Here is a 20,448-nt window from a genome sequence, read left to right as displayed (position 1 = left end):
CTCTCGAGAGAGAGGAGAGGAGACCATGGCTAGCGAAGAGATGGAGCAGTTGGTCCGTCGCGAATACAAGCAGGGATTCGTGACCGACATCGAGAGCGAGACCGTGCCGCCCGGCCTGGACGAGAGCGTGATCGCGTTCATTTCCCAGAAGAAGGGCGAGCCCGAGTGGATGCTCGAGTGGCGCCTGGAGGCCTACCGGCAGTGGCTGAAGATGACGCCGCCGTCCTGGGCGCATCTGGACTATCCGCCGATCGACTACCAGGCGATCTCCTACTTCAGTGCGCCGAAGAAGCCCGAGGATCGTCCGCAGAGCCTGGACGAGGTCGATCCCAAGCTGCTCGAGACCTACGAGAAGCTTGGCATTCCGCTGCACGAGCGGGCCGCGCTGGCCGGCGTCGCGGTGGATGCGGTGTTCGACTCGGTGTCGGTGACCACCACCTTCAAGGAGAAGCTGGCGGAGGCGGGCGTGATCTTCTGCTCGATCTCGGAAGCGATCCGCGAATATCCCGAGCTGGTGCGCCAGTACCTGGGCACCGTGGTGCCGCGCAGCGACAACTACTTCGCCGCGCTCAACTCGGCGGTGTTCACCGACGGCTCCTTCGTCTACGTCCCCGAGGGCGTGACCTGTCCGATGGAGCTCTCCACCTACTTCCGCATCAACGCCGCCAATACCGGGCAGTTCGAGCGCACCTTGATCGTGTGTGACAACAAGGCCCAGGTCTCCTATCTCGAGGGCTGCACCGCGCCCCAGCGTGACGAGAATCAGCTGCACGCCGCGGTGGTCGAGCTGGTGGCGCTGGAAGAGGCCTACATCAAGTACTCTACGGTACAGAACTGGTACCCCGGCGATGAAGAGGGCAAGGGCGGTATCTACAACTTCGTCACCAAGCGCGGTGACTGCCGCGGCGACCGCTCGCGCATCAGCTGGACCCAGGTCGAGACCGGCTCGGCGATCACCTGGAAGTACCCCTCGTGCATGCTGCGCGGCAAGGAGAGCATCGGCGAGTTCTACTCGGTGGCGGTGACCAACGGTCGCCAGCAGGCCGATACCGGCACCAAGATGATCCATATCGGTGAGGGCACGCGTTCGACCATCGTCGCCAAGGGCATCGCCGCCGGGCGCAGCGATCAGTCCTACCGCGGTCTGGTCAAGATCGGCTCGCGGGCCAAGGGGGCGCGCAACTACACCCAGTGCGACTCGCTGCTGATCGGTGACCAGTGCGGTGCGCACACCTTCCCGTACCAGGAGATCGGCAACTCCAGCGCCACCGTCGAGCACGAGGCGACCACTTCCAAGATCGCCGACGATCAGCTGTTCTACTGTCGCGCCCGCGGGATCGACGAGGAGGACGCCGTCAGCATGATCGTCAACGGCTTCTGCAAGGACGTCTTCCAGGAGCTGCCGATGGAGTTCGCCGTCGAGGCCGAGGCACTGCTCAACGTGACCCTCGAGGGGTCGGTCGGCTGAGGCCGCGTCACCCGAGCCGTTTATCGTCATCATCGAGTGGCCGCGCGGCGGCGCTCATCGTTTCAAGGGTTTTTTCATGCTCGAAGTCAAGGATCTTCACGTCACGGTCGAAGGCAAGGCCATCCTCAAGGGCCTCAACCTGACGGTCCAGCCCGGCGAAGTTCACGCCATCATGGGTCCCAACGGTGCCGGCAAATCCACCCTGTCCGCGGTCATCGCCGGCAAGGATGGTTACGAAGTCACCCAGGGCAGTATCCTGTTCGAAGGTCAGGACGTGCTCGAGATGGAGATCGAGGAGCGCGCCCGTGCCGGCCTGCTGCTGGGTTTCCAGTACCCGATCGAGATTCCCGGGGTGAAGAACATCTATCTGCTCAAGGCCGCCCTCAACGCCGCGCGTGAGGCGCGTGGCGAGGGCGAGATTCCGGCACCGGAGTTCATGAAGCTGGTGCGCGAGAAGAGCGCCGAGATGCAGATGGACCCCAGCTTCCTGCAGCGCGCGGTCAACGAAGGCTTCTCCGGCGGTGAGAAGAAGCGTAACGAGATCCTGCAGATGCTGGTGCTGCAGCCCAAGCTGGCGATGCTCGACGAGATCGACTCGGGGCTGGACATCGATGCCATGAAGGTCGTCGCCAAGGGGGTCAACTCGCTGCGCAGCGCCGATCGCGCGATCCTGCTGGTGACCCACTACCAGCGCCTGCTCAACCATATCGAACCGGATCGGGTACACGTGCTGGTCGATGGGCGCATCGTCAAGAGCGGCGACAAGAGCCTGGCGCTCGAACTCGAAGCGCGCGGTTACGACTGGGTACTGGAGGAGTCCGTCGCATGAGTGCACCGGAACGCTTTCTCGAGCGTCTGAACGCGCGTCGCGAGAACGATCCGAGCTGGGTGGCGGCACGGCGCCAGGCCGGCGCGGCACGCTTCGCGGCGGTCGGTTTCCCGACCCGGCGCGACGAGGCGTGGAAATATACCGACGTACGCGCCATCGCCGAGGGTGACTTCGCCCTGGCCACGGACGCCGAGTTCTCGCCCGAGCGTCTCGACGCCTGCGCCCTCGAACTCGACGCCCATCGCCTGGTGCTGGTCGATGGTCGCTTCAACGCCGAGCTGTCGTCGCTCGACGCGCTGCCCACCGGCGTCAGCGTGATGCCGCTGTCGCAGGCGTTGGAGAACAATCACGAGCAGGTCGGTGGCAGCCTGGGCCGTCTGGCCGGCGTCGACTTCTCCGCCTTCACCGCGCTCAACACCGCCTTCGCCGATGAAGGGGCGGTGGTGCGTCTGGCACCGGGCACCGTGGTCGACAAGCCGATCTACGTGGTGCTGATCTCGCGCGCCAACGCGCAGGCGGTGATGAGCCACCCGCGGGTGCTGATCGAGGCCGGCGCGCGCAGCGAGGCGACCGTGATCGAACACTACACCGGCGAAGACGGGGCGGCCAACTTCACCAACGTGGTGACCGAGGCGCTGCTCGAACGCGGTGCCATCGTCAACCACTACAAGCTGCAAGAGGCTGCGCTCGGCGACCTGCACGTGGCCAGCATCCACGCCGATCAGGGCCGCGACAGCCGCTTCAACTCGTTCAACCTCAATCTGGGCGGTAGCCTGGTGCGCACCGACCTGGTCACCGACCTCAATGCCGAAGGTGCCGAGGCGGCCTACTACGGGCTGTTCTTCCTGCAGGGGCGCCAGCACGTCGACAACCACACGCTGGTCAACCACAACGCGCCGCGGACCTTCTCCAACGAGAGCTACAAGGGCATCCTCGACGATCGCTCCCACGGCGTGTTCAACGGCAAGGTCTACGTCAAGAAGGACGCTCAGCAGATCGAGGCGTACCAGAACAACGCCAACCTGCTGCTGTCGGATCGGGCCGAGATCGACACCAAGCCGGAGCTGGTGATCTACGCCGACGACGTCAAGTGCTCCCACGGCGCGACCACCGGCCAGCTCGACGAGGACGCGGTGTATGCGCTGCGCACCCGCGGCATCGACACGGCGATGGCGCGGGGTCTGCTGACCCTGGCCTTCGCCGGCGAGGTGATGGAGCAGGTCAAGCTGGGCGAGATCGCCGAGCGCGTCGAACGTGCGGTGGCTGGGCGCCTGCCGGAACGCTTCAACCTGGCCGATCTGGTCGAGACCGCCGAGGCGGTGCAGGAGGCTTGATGACCGCGATCACCGATTTGACCCTGGACGTGGCCGCGGTGCGCCAAGACTTTCCGATCCTGGAGCGGGAAGTTCACGGCAAGCCGCTGATCTATCTCGATAACGCGGCGACCAGTCAGACGCCCACGGCGGTGATCGAGAGCCTGAGCGACTACTATCGCCGCTACAACGCCAACATCCACCGCGGGTTGCACACCCTGGCCGATGAGGCGACCGCCGCCTTCGAGGGCGCGCGGGCACGGATCCAGGCACATCTCAACGCCTTCGAGCCGCGCGAGATCGTGTTCACCCGTGGCACCACCGAAGCGATCAATCTGGTCGCCAACAGCTGGGGGCGGGCCAACCTCCAGCCGGGTGACGAGGTGCTGGTGTCGCTGATGGAGCACCACTCCAATATCGTGCCGTGGCAGCTGCTGGCGCAGGAGTTGGGCATCGTGGTGCGGGTGATCCCGGTGGACGAGCGCGGTGTGCTCGATCTCGCCGCCTACCGTGATCTGCTCGGTGAGCGCACCCGGCTGGTGTGCGTCAACCATGTCTCCAATGCCCTGGGTACGGTCAACCCGGTGGCCGAGATGGCACGCGACGCCCACGCCCACGGGGCCTTGATCCTGGTCGACGGTGCTCAGGCGCTGCCGCACCAGCGGGTCGACGTGCAGGCGCTGGATGTCGACTTCTACGCCTTCTCGGGCCACAAGGTCTACGGCCCCATGGGTATCGGTGCGCTCTACGCCCGAGCTGCGCTGCTGGAGGCGATGCCGCCCTGGCAGGGCGGCGGCGAGATGATCTCGCGGGTCTCCTTCGACCGCGGCACCGAGTTTGCCGCTATTCCCCATCGTTTCGAGGCGGGCACCCCCGCGGTGGCCGAGGCGATCGCGCTGAACGCCGCGCTCGACTGGGTCGACGGTATTGGTATCGAGCGCCTGGCGGCCTGGGAGCAGTGGCTGCTCGCACACGCCACACAAAAGCTCGAAAACATCGATGGGCTGCGGATCATCGGGACTGCGCCGGACAAGGCGAGCGTGATCTCGTTCGTCGTCGACGGCGCCCACGCTCAGGATATCGGGCTGCTGATCGATCAGCTGGGCGTAGCGATCCGCACCGGTCACCACTGCGCCCAGCCGCTGCTCCAGCATTTCGGGGTCGAGGCGACCTGCCGCGCCTCGCTGGCGGTGTACAACACGCCGGAGGAGGTCGATGCCTTCGTCGAGGCGCTCGAGCGGGTGCTGGGGATGTTGCGCTGATGGCGATGGATGCGAAGCACGGACTCTACAAGGGGCAGGAGATGCCCCTGCAGCGGGATGTCGAGGTGATCTCGATCCCCTTCGGCAAGACCATCACGCTGCCCGAGGATAGCGTGGTGGCGGTGATGCAGGCCAAGGGAAGTTCGGTGAGTGTCTCCTACGAGGGGCGGCTCTATCTGATCGAGGGCCAGGACCTCGATGCCCTGGGGCTGACGCCGACACCGCGCCCGACACTCGACCCGGCGGCCTCCGAGGAGGAGATGGAGGCCTTCGTGTGGGAGCAGTTGCGCACCTGCTTCGATCCCGAGATCCCGGTCAATATCGTCGAGCTGGGGCTGGTCTATGGCTGCCGTATCGAGCGTCTGCTCAGCGGCGAGCGTATGGTGACCATCCGTATGACGCTGACCGCGCCCGGCTGCGGAATGGGCGACGTGATCGCCGAGGATGCCCGGCGCAAGATCCTGGGTGCGCCGCAGTTCTCCAAGGTGCACGTGGAAATCGTGTTTGATCCCCCCTGGAGCCGTGAGATGATGAGTGAAGAGGCGCGCCTGGAACTGGGCATGTTCTGATGAATCGGCCTGGCGCTGGCGCCATGAGAGAACCCTGAGCGTGCGAGGTTCGGCGCTGCGTCGCGCAGACGTGCCGGCTTTCCGACAAGGCAACGACCGCAAGACGAACGCAAGATGCAGATCGACACTGGCCTTTGCCGCTTATCCCGCTGTTTCCGCCCCTGTCTCTCCCCCCATCGAGGCGACCGCTGGCGGCCGCCTCGCTGTCCACGTGGCCGCGGCGCGCTATGCTGCGAATACTGAAGGGCCTGATCAAGACGCTGCTGGTCGGACTCGTGCTGCTCGTGCTCGGCGTCGTCGCGATCAATCTATGGGTGCTTCACCACACCCAGTCGCGTATCGAACACGATGTTCTGCTGTGTCGGCCGCAGCCGGTGGGGCTGGTCTTCGGCACCGCCCAATGGCTACGCGCGGGTGGACCCAACCCCTACTATCGGGCACGCATGGAGACGGCCGCGGAATTGCTGCGTCTCAATCGCGTGCAGCACCTGCTGCTCTCCGGCGATAACCGCACCCGCTATTACAACGAGCCGGTGAGCATGTGGCGCTCGCTGCGCCACCGTAACGTCGAGGACGCGCACATGACTCTCGACTACGCCGGATTCAGCACCTTCGATAGCGTGGTGCGGGCCAAGGAGGTGTTCGGGGCCAAGCGCCTGATGCTGATCTCGCAGGCGTGGCATCTGCCACGGGCGCTGTTCATCGCCGATGCGCTGGGGCTCGATGTCAGCGGATGTGCGGTGCCCGACGAAGGGATCGCCGGTGAGTGGCAGCTCAGGCTGCGCGAGTGGCTGGCGCGGGCGGCGACCTTCGGCGATCTCTACCTGTGGGGGCGCGAGCCCTATTTTCTCGGCCCGCTGGAGCCAATCCAGCTATCGCCGTAAGCGCGGCGTTAGAGCATTGGCATTGGCGCGGCACGCCAGGATGTCGGCTGCGGCCGAGGAGGGGATCCGCGTGTCGACCGAGCGGATAGGTCAGGCGGGTGGGGCGTAGAATGGCGCAGTGAGCCGCCGCCGACGGCGGCGACGCAGGATTCAGCGCTGACGCTGTTGCAGTTTGGTGATCTCGCGGATCAGCGCGCGGCAATTCTTCCAGCAGCGCTCCAGTGCGGGCTCCAGCGGGTCCGGCAGGGGATGGGTGAAGGCGTTGCCCAGCGCCTGCATCAGCACGCGCTCCTGTTCCAGCAGCTCACCCAGCAGCACGGCGCTGTCGTTACCGACGAAACTCTTGATGCGGCTCCATAGCCACAGATAGTCGTCGCGCTCGACGTCGGCGTCGCGGGGCAGCATGGCGAGGTGTTCGCGAACCAGATCCTGCAGCTCGCGCATCGCCGCGCCACGTTCCTCGTAATGGGGTTTCAGGGCATTGCGCAGCGCCGGGCGCAGGCGATCGAGATTGTCCTGAAAATAGTCGAGACTGTCGGCCAGCGCCTCCAGGACGCTGTCCATCGCCACCTGGCGATTGTCGAGAAACATGTGCGGTCACCTCCTGAGGTGACACAAATTGTGCGGCCGGAAACACTGTTTTTCTACCCCTGCGAGGATAATTTTTTAGGTTTTCCGGCTATTTGTTGAGATTTATGGGTCAGCCCTTGGGTTTGGGCGGTGCCTTGCGCGGCGTCGCAGCGTTCTTCTCCAGATGCTCGATGATCTGCCCGGCGATATCCTTGCCGGTGGCGGTCTCGATCCCCTCGAGCCCGGGTGAGGAGTTGACCTCCATGATCACCGGTCCATGGTTGGAGCGCAGCAGATCGACCCCCGCCACGCGCAGCCCCATCGCCTTGGCCGCGCGGATCGCGGTGGAGCGCTCCTCGGGGGTGATGCGAATGACGCTAGCGGTGCCGCCGCGATGCAGGTTGGAGCGAAATTCGCCCTCGGCTGCCTGACGCTTCATCGCCGCAATCACCTTGTCGCCGATCACGAAGCAGCGGATATCGGCGCCCTTGGCCTCCTTGATGTACTCCTGCACCATGATATTGGCCTTCATGCCCATGAAGGCCTGAATCACCGACTCTGCCGCCTGGTTGGTCTCGGCCAGCACCACGCCGATACCCTGGGTGCCCTCCAGCAGCTTGATCACCAGCGGCGCGCCCTTGACCATGGTGATCAGGTCGGGGATGTCGTCCGGCGAGTGGGCGAAGCCGGTCACCGGCAGCCCCAGCCCCTTGCGTGACAGCAGCTGCAGTGAACGCAGCTTGTCCCGCGAGCGGGTGATCGCCACCGAGTCGTTGAGCACGTAGGTGCTCATCATCTCGAACTGACGCAGCACCGCGCAGCCGTAGAAGGTCACCGAGGCGCCGATCCGCGGCACGATGGCGTCGAAGGCCTCCAGCTCCTGCCCCTTGTAGTGGATCGAAGGTCGATGCGAGGCGATGTTCATGTAGCAGCGCAGGGTGTCGATGACCCTGACCGTGTGGCCCCGCGTCTCGGCGGCCTCGATCAGGCGGCGCGTCGAATAGAGATTGCGATTGCGTGACAGGATGCCGATGTGCATGAGCGAGGGCTCCAGAGTGAACGATCCGGCGAGTCAGGGCTCGCCGTGCAGAAAAGCGGCACCCGGGGCGACCAGCAGCCGCCGCATCGCGCGCCGTCCCAGCAGCATGGGGTGACGCATGTCGCTGCGGTCGGTCAGGGTGAGTTCGATGGGGAAATCCAGGTTACCCAGTACCAGGCGAGTACGAATCACGTAGCGCCACTCCTCCTGGCCGTTGGAGCTTCTGACCTTGCGCCGGTCATGCAGCGGCTGCAGACACTCGTGCGCCGGGGTGGCGTGGCCACTGGTGCGGGTGACGAAGCGCACCCAGGGGTGACCGTGCTCCTCGAACGGTTCGATCAGCTCGGCATGCAGCGCCGAGGTGCGGGCACCGGTATCCGCCTTGCAGCAAAGGGTCAGGTCGAGATCGGGCAGCGAGACCATCTCGCGCCGTCCGATCACCGCCTTGGCCTGATAGGGCAGTGCTTTCATGAGTTCAGACGTTCCACTCTGCAACGCGCCGGCCGAGGGCAGAGTCCCGCGGCGCCTGACGCAACATCATCAATATTGGCAGTCTCAGGCGCGGGATCAATGCCAGATCGCGTACAACGCGACGAAAGTGAAGCTGCTCGCTCGCCGCCAGGCGCTCGAGGAACCTGGACAGGCGCCCTTCCTCCTCCAGGTGGTGCCAGCCACGTGCCGCCACCGCGACCAGGCAGTCGGCCGCCATCAGCTCGTCGCATTCGAGCCACTGCCCCAGCCAGGCGCTCACCGTGGCATCGCGACTGCCCAGCAGGGCACGCAGCAGCGCACAGTAACGCTCCAGATCCTGATCTGCGTGAGCCTGCTCCAGACAGGCGATCAGCGGCGCGTGCAGAGCCGTGGGCAGATCGCCGTGCTCCATCAGATAGCACAGCGGGATCAGCACCTCCCGCGGTAGCTGACTCAGCCGCGGGGCGAGTGCGGCGCAGGTCGCAGGATCGGGGTCGACGACCCAGTCGGCCAGCCCCTGCAGCCCGAGCAGCTGCCAGTGCACCGCGGCATCGCCGGCCAGATAGCGCGCGGCCAGCGCACGCTGGGACGAGGGCGGCTGCGCAAAGTGGCGTGAAAGCCGGGCGTGGAGCAGGGCGCGCTGATGCAACTCCGGCTCCAGCGCCACCGGGTTGTCCTGCATCAGGTTGTCCGGCGCCGAGCTGTTCGGGGCCTCGCCGCTGGCGCCCAGGGTCAGCAGCAGGCGCTCGAGAAAAGCGTCCCGTGACGCCGGGCTGAGCATGCCCTGCTCGTCCAGCGGCAGAGCCAAGAACCATACTACCGGATCGGCACCCGCCGCCGGCCAGCGCAGGGCACAGGCGAACTGCGCCTGGGCGTTCCACGGCAGCGGCCAGGCCTGGCGCTCGCGCTCGAAGGCTTCGAAGGTGTCGCGGGTCAACGGCGCCACGCGCCGGCCCAGGCTCGCAAGCGCCACCTCGGCGCCGCTCTGGGCGAAAAAGTCGCTCAGCGTCTGCATCGATCGTCGCTAGCCAGTGAAGAGAGGCGCGCACTGTAACGCGCCTGCCCGGGAGTGAACAGAGGCTGGCCAAAAATTGAGCATGCCTCGCGATATCTCATGGCGAGCCGCCAAGGGCGATCTGTTCAGAGTTTATCCACAGTCTCTTTCAGGGTATCTGTGAGCAACCCGAATGGGTCACAATGGGCGCGCAACGACACCGGGGCGGTGCTGCCAGCGCGCGCGCGGCAACTTCGCCATCGCAGCGGCGCCGGGCGCTGACGGCGAACGGTCCCGGACCTCGGCAAGCAAGGAGCCTGAATGACTTCACATGATGCGCTGGCGCAGGCGTTGCGCCAGCTGGAAAGTGCGCTGGATGAGGCCGAGCTGTGGGAGGTGTCAGCGCCGCCGGCGGACGCCTTCGACAGCCAGCAGCCGTTCTGTGTCGATCGCATGACGCTGCCCCAATGGCTGCGCTACGTGTTCGTGGCGCGACTCCAGGCGCTAGTGGACGCGCGCGCGCCGCTACCCGCCAAGTGCGAAGTGGCCCCGGCACTGGAGGTCTGGCTGAAGGATGTCTCGGGACCACACAAGACGGTGGTGGTTGAGGCGCTGCAGAGAGTGGACCGGCTCGTCACCGAAGGGTGACGCCGGCGGGTGTCGCGCTGCCTGTGGACGGCGCCCATCCCGTGAGCCTGCAAGACGAGCGGGCATAAAAAAACCGGGCCATTGGCCCGGTTTTTGTCGTTGCGATGACGCTTAGAAGCGCAGCATCGCGCCGGCACCCACGGTGACCGGGTCGAGGTCGATGTCGCGGCCGCCGCTGATGTCGGCGCTGACGTCGGTGTACTGAGCGAAAGCGTTGAAGCCGAAGTTCTGGGTGACGTTCAGGTCGACACCCAGTTCACCCGTGGCGCCCCAGGAGTCATCGACGCTGCCCACACCGCTCTCGTCAGAGAAGGTGGTGTAGTTGACACCGACGCCTGCGTACGGCTGCACGCGGGAGTCCATGCCGCCCAGCGGGTAGTACTGCGCCATCAGGTTGACCGGAACCTGCTTGAAGGTGCCGCCTTCGGCGTGGACCTTGGTTTCGGTCATGGAGCTCAGCTCTACGCCCAGCTTGTCGTGGAACATGTAGCCGAGACCCAGATAGGCGCCGGTGTCGCTATCGGCGTAGCCGGTGTCGACGTCGGTCTTGGCAACGCCAGCACGGGCGAAGAAGTCACCGGCGCCGTAGGCGAATGCGGCCTGGGTTCCGAATGCGCAAGCGCCGGCAACAACCATGGCAGAGAACAGTTTGGTCTTGGTCATGATCAAGGACTCCTTTCTTTACATCATGCAGCCGTATTACCGGCCTTCACATTCTATGAGACAACGATGGGAATGATAGGAAACGCTGTTCTATAAGTCCAGTAAAATTTTGAAACAGTGTTTTCTAGCTGATCGGTACGGTGCCGCCCGCACGCATCCGGTGCCCGCAGACGCGCCTTCAACGTAGTCGCTGTGAGTCCGGTGCGCCAGCGTCGGTGGTGCACCGGACCCCGGGGTGTCAGTTGCGCGACGAGCCGCCAGATGCCTCCACGCAAAAGGGCTCCCGCAGGAGCCCTTGATCTTGGTGGTCGAGCAGCGCTCAGCGCGTGATCTGACGGTACTCGCCAGCGTCGCTGGTCATGCGGCTCACCAGCACGATGGCGAGGAAGGAGGCGATGAAGCCGGGGATGATCTCGTAGACGCCGGGGCCGCCCAGGAACGAGCTGCTGAAGCCCAGCGCGATCCACACGATCACCGTCACCGCGCCCACCACCATGCCGGCGATGGCGCCGGCGCCGTTGGTCCGCGACCACATCAGCGACAACAGGATCAGCGGGCCGAAGGCGGCGCCGAAGCCAGCCCAGGCGTTGCTGACCAGCCCCAGCACCTGGGAGTCGGGGTTGGAGGCGATGATCGCTGCCACTACGCCCACCGCGACCACGCTCAGGCGGCCGATGGTGACGGTCTCCTTCTCGCTCGCCTCCTTGCGCAGGAACAGCCGGTAGAAGTCCTCGGTGAGCGACGAGGAGGCGACCAGCAGCTGGCTGGAGATGGTGCTCATGATCGCCGCCAGCAGCGCCGCGTAGAGGAAGCCGGTGATCAGCGGATGGAACAGCAGGTTGGAGAGGATGATGAAGATCGTCTCCGGGTCCTGCACGTCGAGGCCGTTGCGGATCGCGTAGGCGCGGCCGAAGATACCGACCGAGATCGCGCCGACCAGCGAGATAAACATCCAGCTCATGCCGATGTTACGCGCCGCGGGCACGTCCTTGACCGAGCGGATCGCCATGAAGCGCACGATGATGTGCGGCTGGCCGAAGTAGCCCAGGCCCCAGGTGACCGCGGAGAGCCAGCCGACGATGGTCAGGCCGTCGGTCCACGAGAGCAGGGTGGGATCGACCTGGTTGAGCGTCTGCTGAGCCTGGCTGAAGCCGCCGCCACCCTCGCCGAAGAGCACCACCGCGGGCATGATCACCAGTGCCAGCATCATGATGCAGCCCTGGACAAAGTCGGTCATGCTCACCGCCAGGAAGCCCCCGACCACGGTATAGACCAGCACTACCCCGAGGGTGAGGATCACGCCGGTGGCGTAGTCGCTCAGACCGCCGATGTCGATGACGCCGGAGAAGGCGCTCTCGAACAGCTTGCCGCCGGCCACCAGGCCCGAGGCGGTGTAGACCGAGAAGAACACCACGATGACGATGGCCGAGACCGTGCGCAGCGACAGCGCGCGGGTCGGGAAGCGGTTGGCCAGAAACGCCGGAATGGTGATGGCGTTGCCGTAGTGCACGGTCTGCTCGCGCAGCCTGGGCGCCACCAGCAGCCAGTTGAAGAAGGCGCCGACGAACAGGCCGATACCGATCCAGGCGGAGGCGAGGCCGGAGACGAACATCGCTCCGGGCAGGCCCAGCAGCAGCCAGCCGCTCATGTCCGAGGCGCCGGCCGAGAGCGCGGCGACCTGCGGGCTCAGGGTACGTCCCCCGAGCATGTAGTCTTCGGAAGTGGCAGTGGACGTGCGCATGGCGTAGAGGCCAATGGCGATCATGAGCACGAAGTAGGCACACAGGCTGATCCAGACACCGATAGCCATAGAAGCGTCTCCTGTTACGTAGTTATTAGGCTGGAGGGGGTAGAGGCCGATCGAGGACGCCGACGCGACTTGCTTCGGCCTCCTCGATCGACGGGCGCTAGGCCGGAGCGCGGCTCCGGCAGCTCAGCGATCGTCACTCGGGTCGCCGTCGCGTCAGCAGGTGCGCAGCGACGTCCTCGGGTGAGCACGCCTCCCACCCGCGCGCGTCGCGGGGGGAGTATATCGGTTGCTGTTGTTGTCGGGGATGGCCGAGTGCGGTCGAGCATGAGCGATTTCCTTCTCGGGTGATCACCCGGGGCGCCGGGTTCAGTCGTCGCCCATGGCCAGCAGCGAGGCGTTGCCGCCCAGCGCCGCGGTATTGATGGTGCGTGTCTTCTCGGTGGCGAAGCGCAGCAGGTAGTGCGGGCCGCCGGCCTTGGGGCCGGTACCGGAGAAGCCCTGACCGCCGAACGGCTGCACCCCGACCACCGCACCGATGATGTCACGGTTGACGTAGACGTTGCCGACGCGAATGCGACTGGCGACATAGTCGGTGAAGCTCTCGTTACGGCTGTGGACACCGAAGGTCAGACCGAAGCCCTTGGCGTTGATGGCGTCGATGACCGCGTCGAGCTTGTCGGCAGGGTAGCGGGCGATATGCAGCAGCGGGCCGAACTGCTCGCTCTCCATCGACGCGATGCCGTCGATGGCGAACGCCATCGGGGCGACGAAGGTGCCATGGTCGGTGTGGGTCGGATCGAGCTTGGCCTCGGCCAGCAGGCGACCTTCGGCCTTCATCTTCTCGACATGCGCGAGCAGCCCCTCGCGGGCCTCTTCGTCGATCACCGGGCCGACGTCGGTGCCCAGATCGCGCGGGTCGCCGATACGCAGCTCCGCCATCGCCCCGCGCAGGATCTCGATCACGCGATCGGCGATATCATCCTGCAGATAGAGGACGCGCAGGGCCGAGCAGCGCTGGCCGGCGCTCTGGAAGGCGGAGTGGACGACGTCCGCTACCACCTGCTCGGGCAGTGCGGTGGAGTCGACGATCATCGCGTTCATGCCGCCGGTCTCGGCGATCAGCGTGGGCAAAGGCGCGTTCTCGCGCGCCGCCAGAGCGCGGTTGATGATCTGTGCGGTGCCGGTGGAGCCGGTGAAGACCACGCCAGTGATCCGCGCATCGCTGCTCAGTACGCTGCCCACGGTGGGGCCATCGCCCGGCAACAGCTGAACCACGTCACGCGGCATGCCGGCCTCGTAAAGCAGCTCGATCACGCGGTTGGCGACCAGCGAAGTCTGCTCCGCCGGCTTGGCCACCACGGTGTTGCCGGCGACCGCGGCCGCCACCAGCTGCCCGGTGAAGATCGCCACCGGGAAGTTCCACGGGCTGATCGCCGCGAATACACCCTTGCCGCCGAGCATCAGCTCGTTGGACTCGCCGGTCGGCCCGGGCAGGCTGGTGGGTTCGGCAAACAGCTCGCGGGCGCGGGCGGCATAGTAGCGGCAGAAGTCGACCGCCTCGCGAATCTCGTCGACGCCGTCGGTGAGCAGTTTGCCGCCTTCGCGCGAGCACAGCGTCATAAGCTCTGCCAGGTGCGTCTCCATCAGGTCGGCGTGACGCTCGAGGATCGCTGCCCGCTCCTCGACCGGGGTCTCGCTCCAGCGCGGGAAGGCCTGCCAGGCGATCTCCACTGCCTGCTCGGCCTGGGCACGGGTCGCCCACTGCACGCTGCCCACCGCCTGGCGCCGGTCGAAGGGGCTGGTGACGCGCTGGCGCTGGGACTCGTCATCGCTGACCTCGACCCCGAGCAGCGGTTTGGCGTGGTAGTCGCGCTCCATGAAATCTTGCATGCGCGCGATCAGCGGCTGGTATTCACTATTGATGTTCAAATTGACGCCTTTGGAGTTCTTGCGGGCCGGGCCATAGATGTCTTGGGGCAGCGCGATGCGCGGATTGGCATAGGTGTCGTAATAGGCCAGGGTGGCGACCGGGTGGACGCAGAGCGACTCCACCGGCACGCGCGGGTCGACCAGCTGATGCACGAACGAGGAGTTGGCACCGTTCTCCAGCAGCCGGCGTACCAGATACGGCAGCAGATCCTTGTGCGCGCCGACCGGGGCGTAGATGCGGCAGTAGGTACCCTGCGGGGCGCGCTTGAGCGCCGCCTCGTAGAGCGCCTCGCCCATGCCATGCAGACGCTGGAACTCGAACGCGCGATCGGCGTCGTTGGCCAGTTCCAGGATATGCGTGATGGTGTGGGCGTTATGCGTCGCGAACTGCGGGAAGATCCGCCCACGGGTGTTCTCGGAGAGCAGGAACTTGGCGCAGGCAAGGTAGGCCACGTCGGTGCAGGCCTTGCGCGTATAGACCGGATAGCCGGCCACGCCGAGCTTCTGCGACTCCTTGATCTCGGTGTCCCAGTAGGCGCCCTTGACCAGCCGTAGCGGGATCTCGTCGCCCTGCTGATCGGCCAGCCGATTGACGTAGTGGAGCACCGTGAGGCAGCGCTTGGAGTAGGCCTGCACGACCAGGCCGAAGTGGCCCCAGCCACGGCAGGCGTCGCTTTCGAAGACCGCGCGGAAGACCTCCAGCGAGAGCTCCAGACGGTCGACCTCCTCGGCGTCGATGGTCAGTGCCACCTGTCGCTCGCGGGCCATTTCGACCAGCTGCTTGACCGTGCCCACCAGCTCCTCGAGCACCTGGGTGCGGCGGCCGAACTCATAGCGCGGATGCAGCGCCGAGAGCTTGATCGAGACCGAAGGCGCCGGCGTCTTGGCATCCAGCCGGCGGCTGGTTTCGCCCACCTGACGGATCGCTGCGGCGTAGTCGTCGAAGTAGCGCCGGGCGTCGTCACGCGTACGCGCGGCTTCGCCGAGCATGTCGTAGGAGTAGGTGTAGCCCTTGTTGAACAGCGGCTTGGAGCGCTTCAAGGCTTCATCGATGGTGCGCCCCAGGACGAACTGCTGGCCCATGATCTTCATCGCCTGGTACATGGCGCTGCGGATCACCGGCTCGCCCATGCGGTTGACCATGCGATTGATGAAGTTGGCCGGCTTGCCGTCGCGGGGCTTGTCGAGCTGGATCACGTTGCCGGTCATCAGCAGGCCCCAGGTGGAGGCGTTGACGAACCACGACTCGCTCTGGCCGACATAGCGCTTCCAGTCCGCCACCCCCAGCTTGTCTTCGATCAGTGCATCCGCAGTGGCCTTGTCGGGCACGCGCAGCAGTGCCTCGGCCAGACACATCAGCAGCACGCCCTCCTGGGTGTCGAGGCTGTACTGCTGCAGCAGCTCGTCGATCGAGTCGACCGCTGTATCCATCTCGCGCACGTCGTGCACCAGCGCGGCGGTCTTGTCGCCGATGCGTTTGAACTCGGCCTCGTCGGCCCCCAGCAGGGTGACCAGTTCCGCGACGTAGGTCTCCTCGGCGACGATATAGTGTTCGCTGATCCGCGCGAACAGCTCATCGAGCGAGGTCTGCCACGTTTCGGGCTTCAACATCTGATCGGCTTTTAACATTGTTCAACCCCTGAATGGACATCGGCGGGACGTGTGATCGCCTGTCACCAGACGAGCGTCTCCGGCACGGAGGGAAGGATGGTGGGTGACTCTAGCGTGAAACAGAGCGCGGCGACTTGCCAATTCCGCGGAGAGATTTGTCAAAAATCCGGGGTGGCGGACTCTCGAGGAGACCGTCAGCTGCGCCGTGGTCGCCGTCTTTAGACCAAAGTCTGACGTCGCAGCGTGATCGGCGGATAGCCGAAGTGGCGGCGGAAGGCATGGCTCAAGCCACTCTGGCTGGCAAAGCCGGTACGCTCGGCAATCTCCGACAGTGGCGTGTCCGAGGTGGTGACCAGGTGGCGCGCTGCTTCCAGGCGCTGGCGCATGACGAACTGGTAGGGCGAGAGGCCGGTCTGCTGGCGGAAGCGCTCGCTGAAGTGGGCCTCGCTGAGGCAGGCCACCCGGGCCAGGTCGGCGACACTGATGCGGCGGTCGAGGTGGGCGTGCACGAAACGCTCCAGACGCGCCACGTCGAGGGTGCGTGCCAGGCGCGAAGAGACTGTCTCGGCCGGATCACGACGCGCATCGAGCGAGCTCAGCAGGGTGGTGATCAGCAGCTCGCCCGGGGCGTGCTGGGGGCTAGCCATCTCGTGCAGCAGAAACTGGATGAAGTGCTGCAGCGACTCGTCGAGACTGAAGTAGCCGGGTCGGTCGAACAGTCGGCGCAGCTCACGCTGACTGCCGGTGAGAGAGGCGGCGTCGTCCGGCAGGTCGATGATCAACTGACGGTTGTCGCCGATGCCCTCGTAGTAGTGCTCGACGTTGGCTGGGACCAGGCAGCCCGATAGCGGGGCGACCAAGCCGCCGTGGCCGCCGACCTCGAACTCGGCGTAGCCGGAGAGCCCGATCACGATCTGGTGGTAGTCGTGGTGGTGATGCTGGATGGCGTTGTCCAGCGGTGTCAGGCGGATGGTATCGGTCATGTTGCGCTCCGCCGGCTCACGCCGAGTACTCGCCCTGGTTCAGGGCCTGGTGGGCGGTGAGATGGGCGCGCAGCGAGACCAGCTCTTCGCGTCCCTGACGCGAGAACAGCGATCCACCCTGAGCCACCTGCCAGGGGCGGCCGTGGGCTTCCATCAGATGCTGGCAGCGGCGGCGCAGGCTCTCCAGATAGGCGTCGTGGCGGATGGGGTAGCCGATGACGCTGTCCCAGCGGGCCTGATCGGCGCGGTTGTCGAGCACGGCATCGAACAGGGCGATCAGGTCCTCGGCGCCGGTACGATAGCGCGGCGTGCGCGAGAGCATCAGCGCGGCCACGGTGCCCAGGCTCACGAGTAGACAGACGGCGAAGACGATAAAGAAAAGCTGCACGAGGACGCTCCCGGCGGCGGAATGACCAAGACCTGCGACCAGAGCCGCAGTCTATCACGTTCGCCGCGGCCTGCCCCAGCGCCACGCCACCGGCCCGCCAGGGCGGGTGGCGGCAGAGAGGTCGAAGGTGCGGAAGCGCGTGTCGAAGACACAAAAAACGCCGGGAGCGGCTTTTGACCTCGGTTCCGCCGACGGCCCGAAGGAGGGGCGCCAGGGAAAGTGGTCACAAAAAAGCGACCACAAAAAAAGTCGCCGCGCAGTGAGCGCGGCGACCAACGATCGCTAACAGTAAGCTAGAGACCCCATCGCAGGAATCTCATGTCTCTTATGAGTCCGGGTTGCGGAAAAAGTTCCTCGCGGCCTGTCCGGTGTTGCCCGAGCTGGCGCAAATCTCTCGGGGGTAGGAAATTGACGGGCATCAGCGGTTCCCAAGGCAGCGACGAGCAGGAATAATGACGCGATCTCCGTTATTAGACGAAAGTATGAAGAGGGCGCTATGAACGCAGCTACGGACGTCCGTCCCGACGCCCGCGTCGCGATACTCATCGAGCTGGCGCTCGCTGTCGGCGGTTTCGCGATCGGTACCGGTGAATTCGCCATCATGGGGCTGATGCCGAATGTCGCCCAGGCGCTCGGCGTCGGCGAGACCCAGGTCGGCCATCTGATCAGTGCCTATGCGCTGGGCGTGGTGGTCGGCGCGCCATTGATCGCGGTCTTCGGCGCTTATCTCTATCGACGCCATCTGCTGCTGCTGTTGATGGCGTTCTTCGCCATCGGCAACTTCGCCAGCGCGCTGGCACCCGGCTACGCCTCACTGATGCTGTTCCGCTTCATCTCGGGGTTGCCCCACGGGGCTTACTTCGGGGTCGCCGCGCTGGTGGCGGCGTCGATGGTGCCGCCGCACAAGCGTGCCAAGGCGGTCAGCCGGGTGATGCTCGGTATCACCACCGCGATGCTGATCGGCAACCCGCTGGCGACCTGGCTGGGGCAGTTGCTGAGCTGGCGCTACGCCTTTGGCCTGGTGGGGGCGATCGGGCTCGTCACCGTGGTGCTGGTCTTCATCTATCTACCGTTCAATCGCGATGAGGTGCGCAATAGCCCGCTGCGCGAGCTGACCGCACTGCGTCGCCGCCAGGTCTGGTTGACGCTGGGCATCGGCGCGATCGGCTTTGCCGGCATGTTCTGCGTGTTCAGCTATCTGGCGCCGACGTTGATCCAGGTCACCGGCCTGGAAGATCACTGGGTGCCGGTGATTCTGGCCGCGTTCGGTGTGGGGGCGATCCTCGGCAACATGGCCGGCGGTTGGCTGTTCGACCGCCTGCAGTTCCGCTCGGTGGGTTGGATACTGGGGTTCAGCGCGATCATCCTGCTGCTGTTCCCGTTGGCGGCCCATTCGGTATGGACGGTGTGGCTGTCGGTGTTGGCGGTCGGCGGGATGGTGGCGCTGTCGCCGCCGCTGCAGATCCGGCTGATGGACGTGGCCAAGGACGCACAGACCCTGGCCGCGGCCTCCAATCATGCTGCCTTCAATGTGGCCAATGCGCTCGGTCCCTGGCTCGGCGGCCTGGCGATCACCGCGGGCTACGGCTGGACCTCCACCGGTATCGTCGGCGCGATCATGGCGCTGGGGGGGCTGCTGATCTATGCCTTGGCGCGCTGGCAGGAGCCGCGCCGCGCCTCGAATGAAGCCTGAACGGCAGACGCCCACGTGCGCTGGCACGGGGGCGTCTCGGATGAACTTGCGGCGACGCGTCAGTTGATCGGCGCGGCGGCGGTCTGGTCGGGATAGACGCAGGGTTCCTGGCTGGGGCAGCGTTCGCACTGGATGGCGACGCCCTCGACGGGCATCTGGGCCGCGCTGGTTTCCGGTAGCGCCTGTTCGTGGCCGCAGGCGCGGCAGCAAGCGATCCAGTGAGCTTGCGTCTGCTTCAGCGTGAACATGTCCATTGTTCGTCTCCTCATCGGGATTATCCAGAGTGCCGTTAGGAGTCTAACGGGAAAACGCAGCGAAATGCGACTTTAGTCTTAATTGTTGCAGTGGCGGCGGGGCGGCAAGTTACTGTGCTGTGGCATGCCGAGATGGCATTGCGCAGCGCATGGTGCAAGCGTAGGGCGGATGCCATCGGGCCGCGAGCGCGGCACCGGATGGCCCGAACGATGTCTCGACAGGACTCGGCGTGGGGCGACAGCACGCAGTTTAGAACAACAAGACTCGGTTCAAACCAGCAGAGTCTTCGTTTTAAACCCTACAGAGCGCGACGAGTAGCGGGTCGCGCTCGTAGTCGGCGCGAGTCGTCACTGACGGCTCCAGCGTGCGCGCAGGTAGCCCACGACGCGGAATGGCGGGGTGCGCATGTTCTCTACGCTGACGCTCTGGAGCTGCTCGCCACTGACGCGGATGCGTCCTGAGGTGAGGCGCTCGAGATACTGGATCTGCAGGCGTCCCTCACGCTCGATCAGATAGAGCCCATCCTGCTGAAAACGCTCACTCGGATGCACCGCTGCCAGATCACCCTCATAGAGAAAGTCGAAGGTTTCACCCTCGGCGGGAGTGACCAGGAAGCAGTCGCGCGTCAGCAACTGAGCCGTCGACAGCTCGGCGCCGAGCTCGTCGCTGCCGGCGGCGGCTTCCCAGGGGGCGCAAACGCGCGAGCGCAGCGCCAGCATCCCTTGTGGCTTGGCCGGGGCATCCACCGCCAGGGCGTTCAGGGAGTCGTCGTCGAGCAATTGACGAATCGAGCAGTCGAGCGCAGAGGTGAGGGCGACCAGGCGTGCATGCCCGATCTGCTTGATGGTACCGGATTCCCAGTAGGAGATCGTGACGTCAGAAACGCCGACCCGGCGCGCCAATGCGGCTTTGCTCAGTCCGGCCTGGAGTCGAAGTTGTTTGATTCTTGGTCCTAGCCCGTCCATCCGTCCATCTCGCCTGCATAATGATGCGTTAGCATATCCACTCATCACCGAAGTTTGTTTCGGGTTGGTTGGAACGACGTTCTCGACATTTATCGTAACGTGTCGGAATGTAAGAGAAATTCAGGCTGTCGAGTGGTTGCCGGAAAGTCTCGGATCGCCTTGGC

19 protein-coding genes are annotated in these 20,448 nt (G+C 65.4%); 8 read left to right on the top strand and 11 right to left on the bottom strand.

Annotated features, from left to right (window positions below; genetic code table 11):
• Positions 1-25: 25 nt before the first annotated feature.
• From sufB to ABV408_RS12815, 6 genes are all read left to right on the top strand, one after another.
• Positions 26-1,468, top strand: coding sequence for a Fe-S cluster assembly protein SufB (gene sufB / locus ABV408_RS12840; RefSeq protein ID WP_353979321.1), 1,443 nt, complete (start codon positions 26-28; stop codon positions 1,466-1,468).
• A 76-nt stretch (positions 1,469-1,544) separates the two neighbouring features.
• Positions 1,545-2,297 carry a Fe-S cluster assembly ATPase SufC gene (sufC, locus tag ABV408_RS12835; protein WP_353979320.1) on the top strand — a complete coding sequence of 251 codons (753 nt, stop codon included), beginning with the start codon at positions 1,545-1,547 and terminating at the stop codon, positions 2,295-2,297.
• A complete protein-coding gene (gene sufD, locus ABV408_RS12830) occupies positions 2,294-3,631 on the top strand; it encodes a Fe-S cluster assembly protein SufD (protein WP_353979319.1) in 1,338 nt (445 codons plus the stop codon). Before sufC ends, sufD begins: the two co-directional genes overlap by 4 nt.
• Positions 3,631-4,872, top strand: coding sequence for a cysteine desulfurase (locus ABV408_RS12825; protein WP_353979318.1), 1,242 nt, complete (start codon positions 3,631-3,633; stop codon positions 4,870-4,872). Before sufD ends, ABV408_RS12825 begins: the two co-directional genes overlap by 1 nt.
• A 5-nt stretch (positions 4,873-4,877) precedes the next feature.
• On the top strand, positions 4,878-5,441 hold the full coding sequence (gene sufT / locus ABV408_RS12820; RefSeq protein ID WP_370635761.1) for a putative Fe-S cluster assembly protein SufT: 564 nt from the start codon (positions 4,878-4,880) through the stop codon (positions 5,439-5,441).
• Positions 5,442-5,668: 227 nt separating this feature from the next.
• Complete coding sequence (locus ABV408_RS12815) at positions 5,669-6,325, top strand: ElyC/SanA/YdcF family protein (protein WP_353979317.1); 657 nt, start codon at positions 5,669-5,671, stop codon at positions 6,323-6,325.
• Between the two features lie 150 nt (positions 6,326-6,475).
• Here ABV408_RS12815 and ABV408_RS12810 read toward each other — a convergent pair whose 3' ends face one another.
• From ABV408_RS12810 to ABV408_RS12795, 4 genes are all read right to left on the bottom strand, one after another.
• The gene (locus ABV408_RS12810) at positions 6,476-6,916 is read right to left on the bottom strand and encodes a hypothetical protein (RefSeq protein ID WP_035470638.1); all 441 of its coding nucleotides are present in this window, start codon (positions 6,914-6,916) and stop codon (positions 6,476-6,478) included.
• A gap of 109 nt (positions 6,917-7,025) precedes the next feature.
• Positions 7,026-7,934 carry a 30S ribosomal protein S6--L-glutamate ligase gene (rimK, locus tag ABV408_RS12805; protein WP_353979316.1) on the bottom strand — a complete coding sequence of 303 codons (909 nt, stop codon included), beginning with the start codon at positions 7,932-7,934 and terminating at the stop codon, positions 7,026-7,028.
• A 33-nt stretch (positions 7,935-7,967) separates the two neighbouring features.
• Positions 7,968-8,405, bottom strand: coding sequence for a RimK/LysX family protein (locus tag ABV408_RS12800; protein WP_353979315.1), 438 nt, complete (start codon positions 8,403-8,405; stop codon positions 7,968-7,970).
• Positions 8,406-8,409: 4 nt separating this feature from the next.
• The gene (locus ABV408_RS12795) at positions 8,410-9,420 is read right to left on the bottom strand and encodes a DUF3549 family protein (RefSeq protein ID WP_353979314.1); all 1,011 of its coding nucleotides are present in this window, start codon (positions 9,418-9,420) and stop codon (positions 8,410-8,412) included.
• Positions 9,421-9,720: 300 nt separating this feature from the next.
• Between ABV408_RS12795 and ABV408_RS12790 the strand changes: the two genes are divergently transcribed.
• Positions 9,721-10,047 carry a YqcC family protein gene (locus tag ABV408_RS12790; protein ID WP_353979313.1) on the top strand — a complete coding sequence of 109 codons (327 nt, stop codon included), beginning with the start codon at positions 9,721-9,723 and terminating at the stop codon, positions 10,045-10,047.
• Positions 10,048-10,158: 111 nt separating this feature from the next.
• On the opposite strand, the gene ABV408_RS12785 is transcribed toward ABV408_RS12790, so the two are convergent.
• The 5 genes from ABV408_RS12785 to ABV408_RS12765 form a co-directional block, all read right to left on the bottom strand.
• Entirely contained in the window at positions 10,159-10,710 is a 552-nt protein-coding gene (locus tag ABV408_RS12785) for an OmpW family outer membrane protein (RefSeq protein ID WP_353979312.1), read from the bottom strand.
• A gap of 319 nt (positions 10,711-11,029) precedes the next feature.
• Positions 11,030-12,520 carry a sodium/proline symporter PutP gene (putP, locus tag ABV408_RS12780; RefSeq protein WP_353979311.1) on the bottom strand — a complete coding sequence of 497 codons (1,491 nt, stop codon included), beginning with the start codon at positions 12,518-12,520 and terminating at the stop codon, positions 11,030-11,032.
• A gap of 306 nt (positions 12,521-12,826) precedes the next feature.
• Positions 12,827-16,018 carry a bifunctional proline dehydrogenase/L-glutamate gamma-semialdehyde dehydrogenase PutA gene (gene putA / locus ABV408_RS12775; protein WP_353979310.1) on the bottom strand — a complete coding sequence of 1,064 codons (3,192 nt, stop codon included), beginning with the start codon at positions 16,016-16,018 and terminating at the stop codon, positions 12,827-12,829.
• A 200-nt stretch (positions 16,019-16,218) separates the two neighbouring features.
• Complete coding sequence (locus ABV408_RS12770; protein ID WP_353979309.1) at positions 16,219-16,983, bottom strand: helix-turn-helix domain-containing protein; 765 nt, start codon at positions 16,981-16,983, stop codon at positions 16,219-16,221.
• A gap of 16 nt (positions 16,984-16,999) precedes the next feature.
• Positions 17,000-17,371 (bottom strand): hypothetical protein, encoded by a 372-nt coding sequence (locus ABV408_RS12765; RefSeq protein WP_353979308.1) that lies wholly within the window; start codon positions 17,369-17,371, stop codon positions 17,000-17,002.
• A 496-nt stretch (positions 17,372-17,867) separates the two neighbouring features.
• On the opposite strand from ABV408_RS12765, the gene ABV408_RS12760 reads away from it, so the two are divergent.
• Positions 17,868-19,064, top strand: coding sequence for an MFS transporter (locus ABV408_RS12760; RefSeq protein ID WP_353979307.1), 1,197 nt, complete (start codon positions 17,868-17,870; stop codon positions 19,062-19,064).
• 59 nt (positions 19,065-19,123) lie between these two features.
• Here the strand turns inward: ABV408_RS12760 and ABV408_RS12755 are convergent, their stop codons facing one another.
• A complete protein-coding gene (locus ABV408_RS12755; protein WP_353979306.1) occupies positions 19,124-19,318 on the bottom strand; it encodes a hypothetical protein in 195 nt (64 codons plus the stop codon).
• Positions 19,319-19,666: 348 nt separating this feature from the next.
• Entirely contained in the window at positions 19,667-20,221 is a 555-nt protein-coding gene (locus tag ABV408_RS12750; RefSeq protein WP_353979305.1) for a helix-turn-helix domain-containing protein, read from the bottom strand.
• Positions 20,222-20,448: the final 227 nt, after the last annotated feature.

It is taken from the genome of Salinicola endophyticus, assembly GCF_040536835.1.
In the GTDB taxonomy this organism is placed as follows: Bacteria; Pseudomonadota; Gammaproteobacteria; order Pseudomonadales; family Halomonadaceae; genus Salinicola; species Salinicola endophyticus_A.
This window is presented reverse-complemented; position numbering and strand designations above follow the sequence as displayed.

Coding starts and splice junctions, on each gene's coding strand:
- sufB (WP_353979321.1), top strand. CDS start 26: ATGGCTAGCGAAGAGATGGAGCAGTTGGTCCGTCGCGAATACAAGCAG.
- sufC (WP_353979320.1), top strand. CDS start 1,545: ATGCTCGAAGTCAAGGATCTTCACGTCACGGTCGAAGGCAAGGCCATC.
- sufD (WP_353979319.1), top strand. CDS start 2,294: ATGAGTGCACCGGAACGCTTTCTCGAGCGTCTGAACGCGCGTCGCGAG.
- ABV408_RS12825 (WP_353979318.1), top strand. CDS start 3,631: ATGACCGCGATCACCGATTTGACCCTGGACGTGGCCGCGGTGCGCCAA.
- sufT (WP_370635761.1), top strand. CDS start 4,878: ATGGATGCGAAGCACGGACTCTACAAGGGGCAGGAGATGCCCCTGCAG.
- ABV408_RS12815 (WP_353979317.1), top strand. CDS start 5,669: ATGCTGCGAATACTGAAGGGCCTGATCAAGACGCTGCTGGTCGGACTC.
- ABV408_RS12810 (WP_035470638.1), bottom strand. CDS start 6,916: ATGTTTCTCGACAATCGCCAGGTGGCGATGGACAGCGTCCTGGAGGCG.
- rimK (WP_353979316.1), bottom strand. CDS start 7,934: ATGCACATCGGCATCCTGTCACGCAATCGCAATCTCTATTCGACGCGC.
- ABV408_RS12800 (WP_353979315.1), bottom strand. CDS start 8,405: ATGAAAGCACTGCCCTATCAGGCCAAGGCGGTGATCGGACGGCGCGAG.
- ABV408_RS12795 (WP_353979314.1), bottom strand. CDS start 9,420: ATGCAGACGCTGAGCGACTTTTTCGCCCAGAGCGGCGCCGAGGTGGCG.
- ABV408_RS12790 (WP_353979313.1), top strand. CDS start 9,721: ATGACTTCACATGATGCGCTGGCGCAGGCGTTGCGCCAGCTGGAAAGT.
- ABV408_RS12785 (WP_353979312.1), bottom strand. CDS start 10,710: ATGACCAAGACCAAACTGTTCTCTGCCATGGTTGTTGCCGGCGCTTGC.
- putP (WP_353979311.1), bottom strand. CDS start 12,520: ATGGCTATCGGTGTCTGGATCAGCCTGTGTGCCTACTTCGTGCTCATG.
- putA (WP_353979310.1), bottom strand. CDS start 16,018: ATGTTAAAAGCCGATCAGATGTTGAAGCCCGAAACGTGGCAGACCTCG.
- ABV408_RS12770 (WP_353979309.1), bottom strand. CDS start 16,983: ATGACCGATACCATCCGCCTGACACCGCTGGACAACGCCATCCAGCAT.
- ABV408_RS12760 (WP_353979307.1), top strand. CDS start 17,868: ATGAACGCAGCTACGGACGTCCGTCCCGACGCCCGCGTCGCGATACTC.
- ABV408_RS12755 (WP_353979306.1), bottom strand. CDS start 19,318: ATGGACATGTTCACGCTGAAGCAGACGCAAGCTCACTGGATCGCTTGC.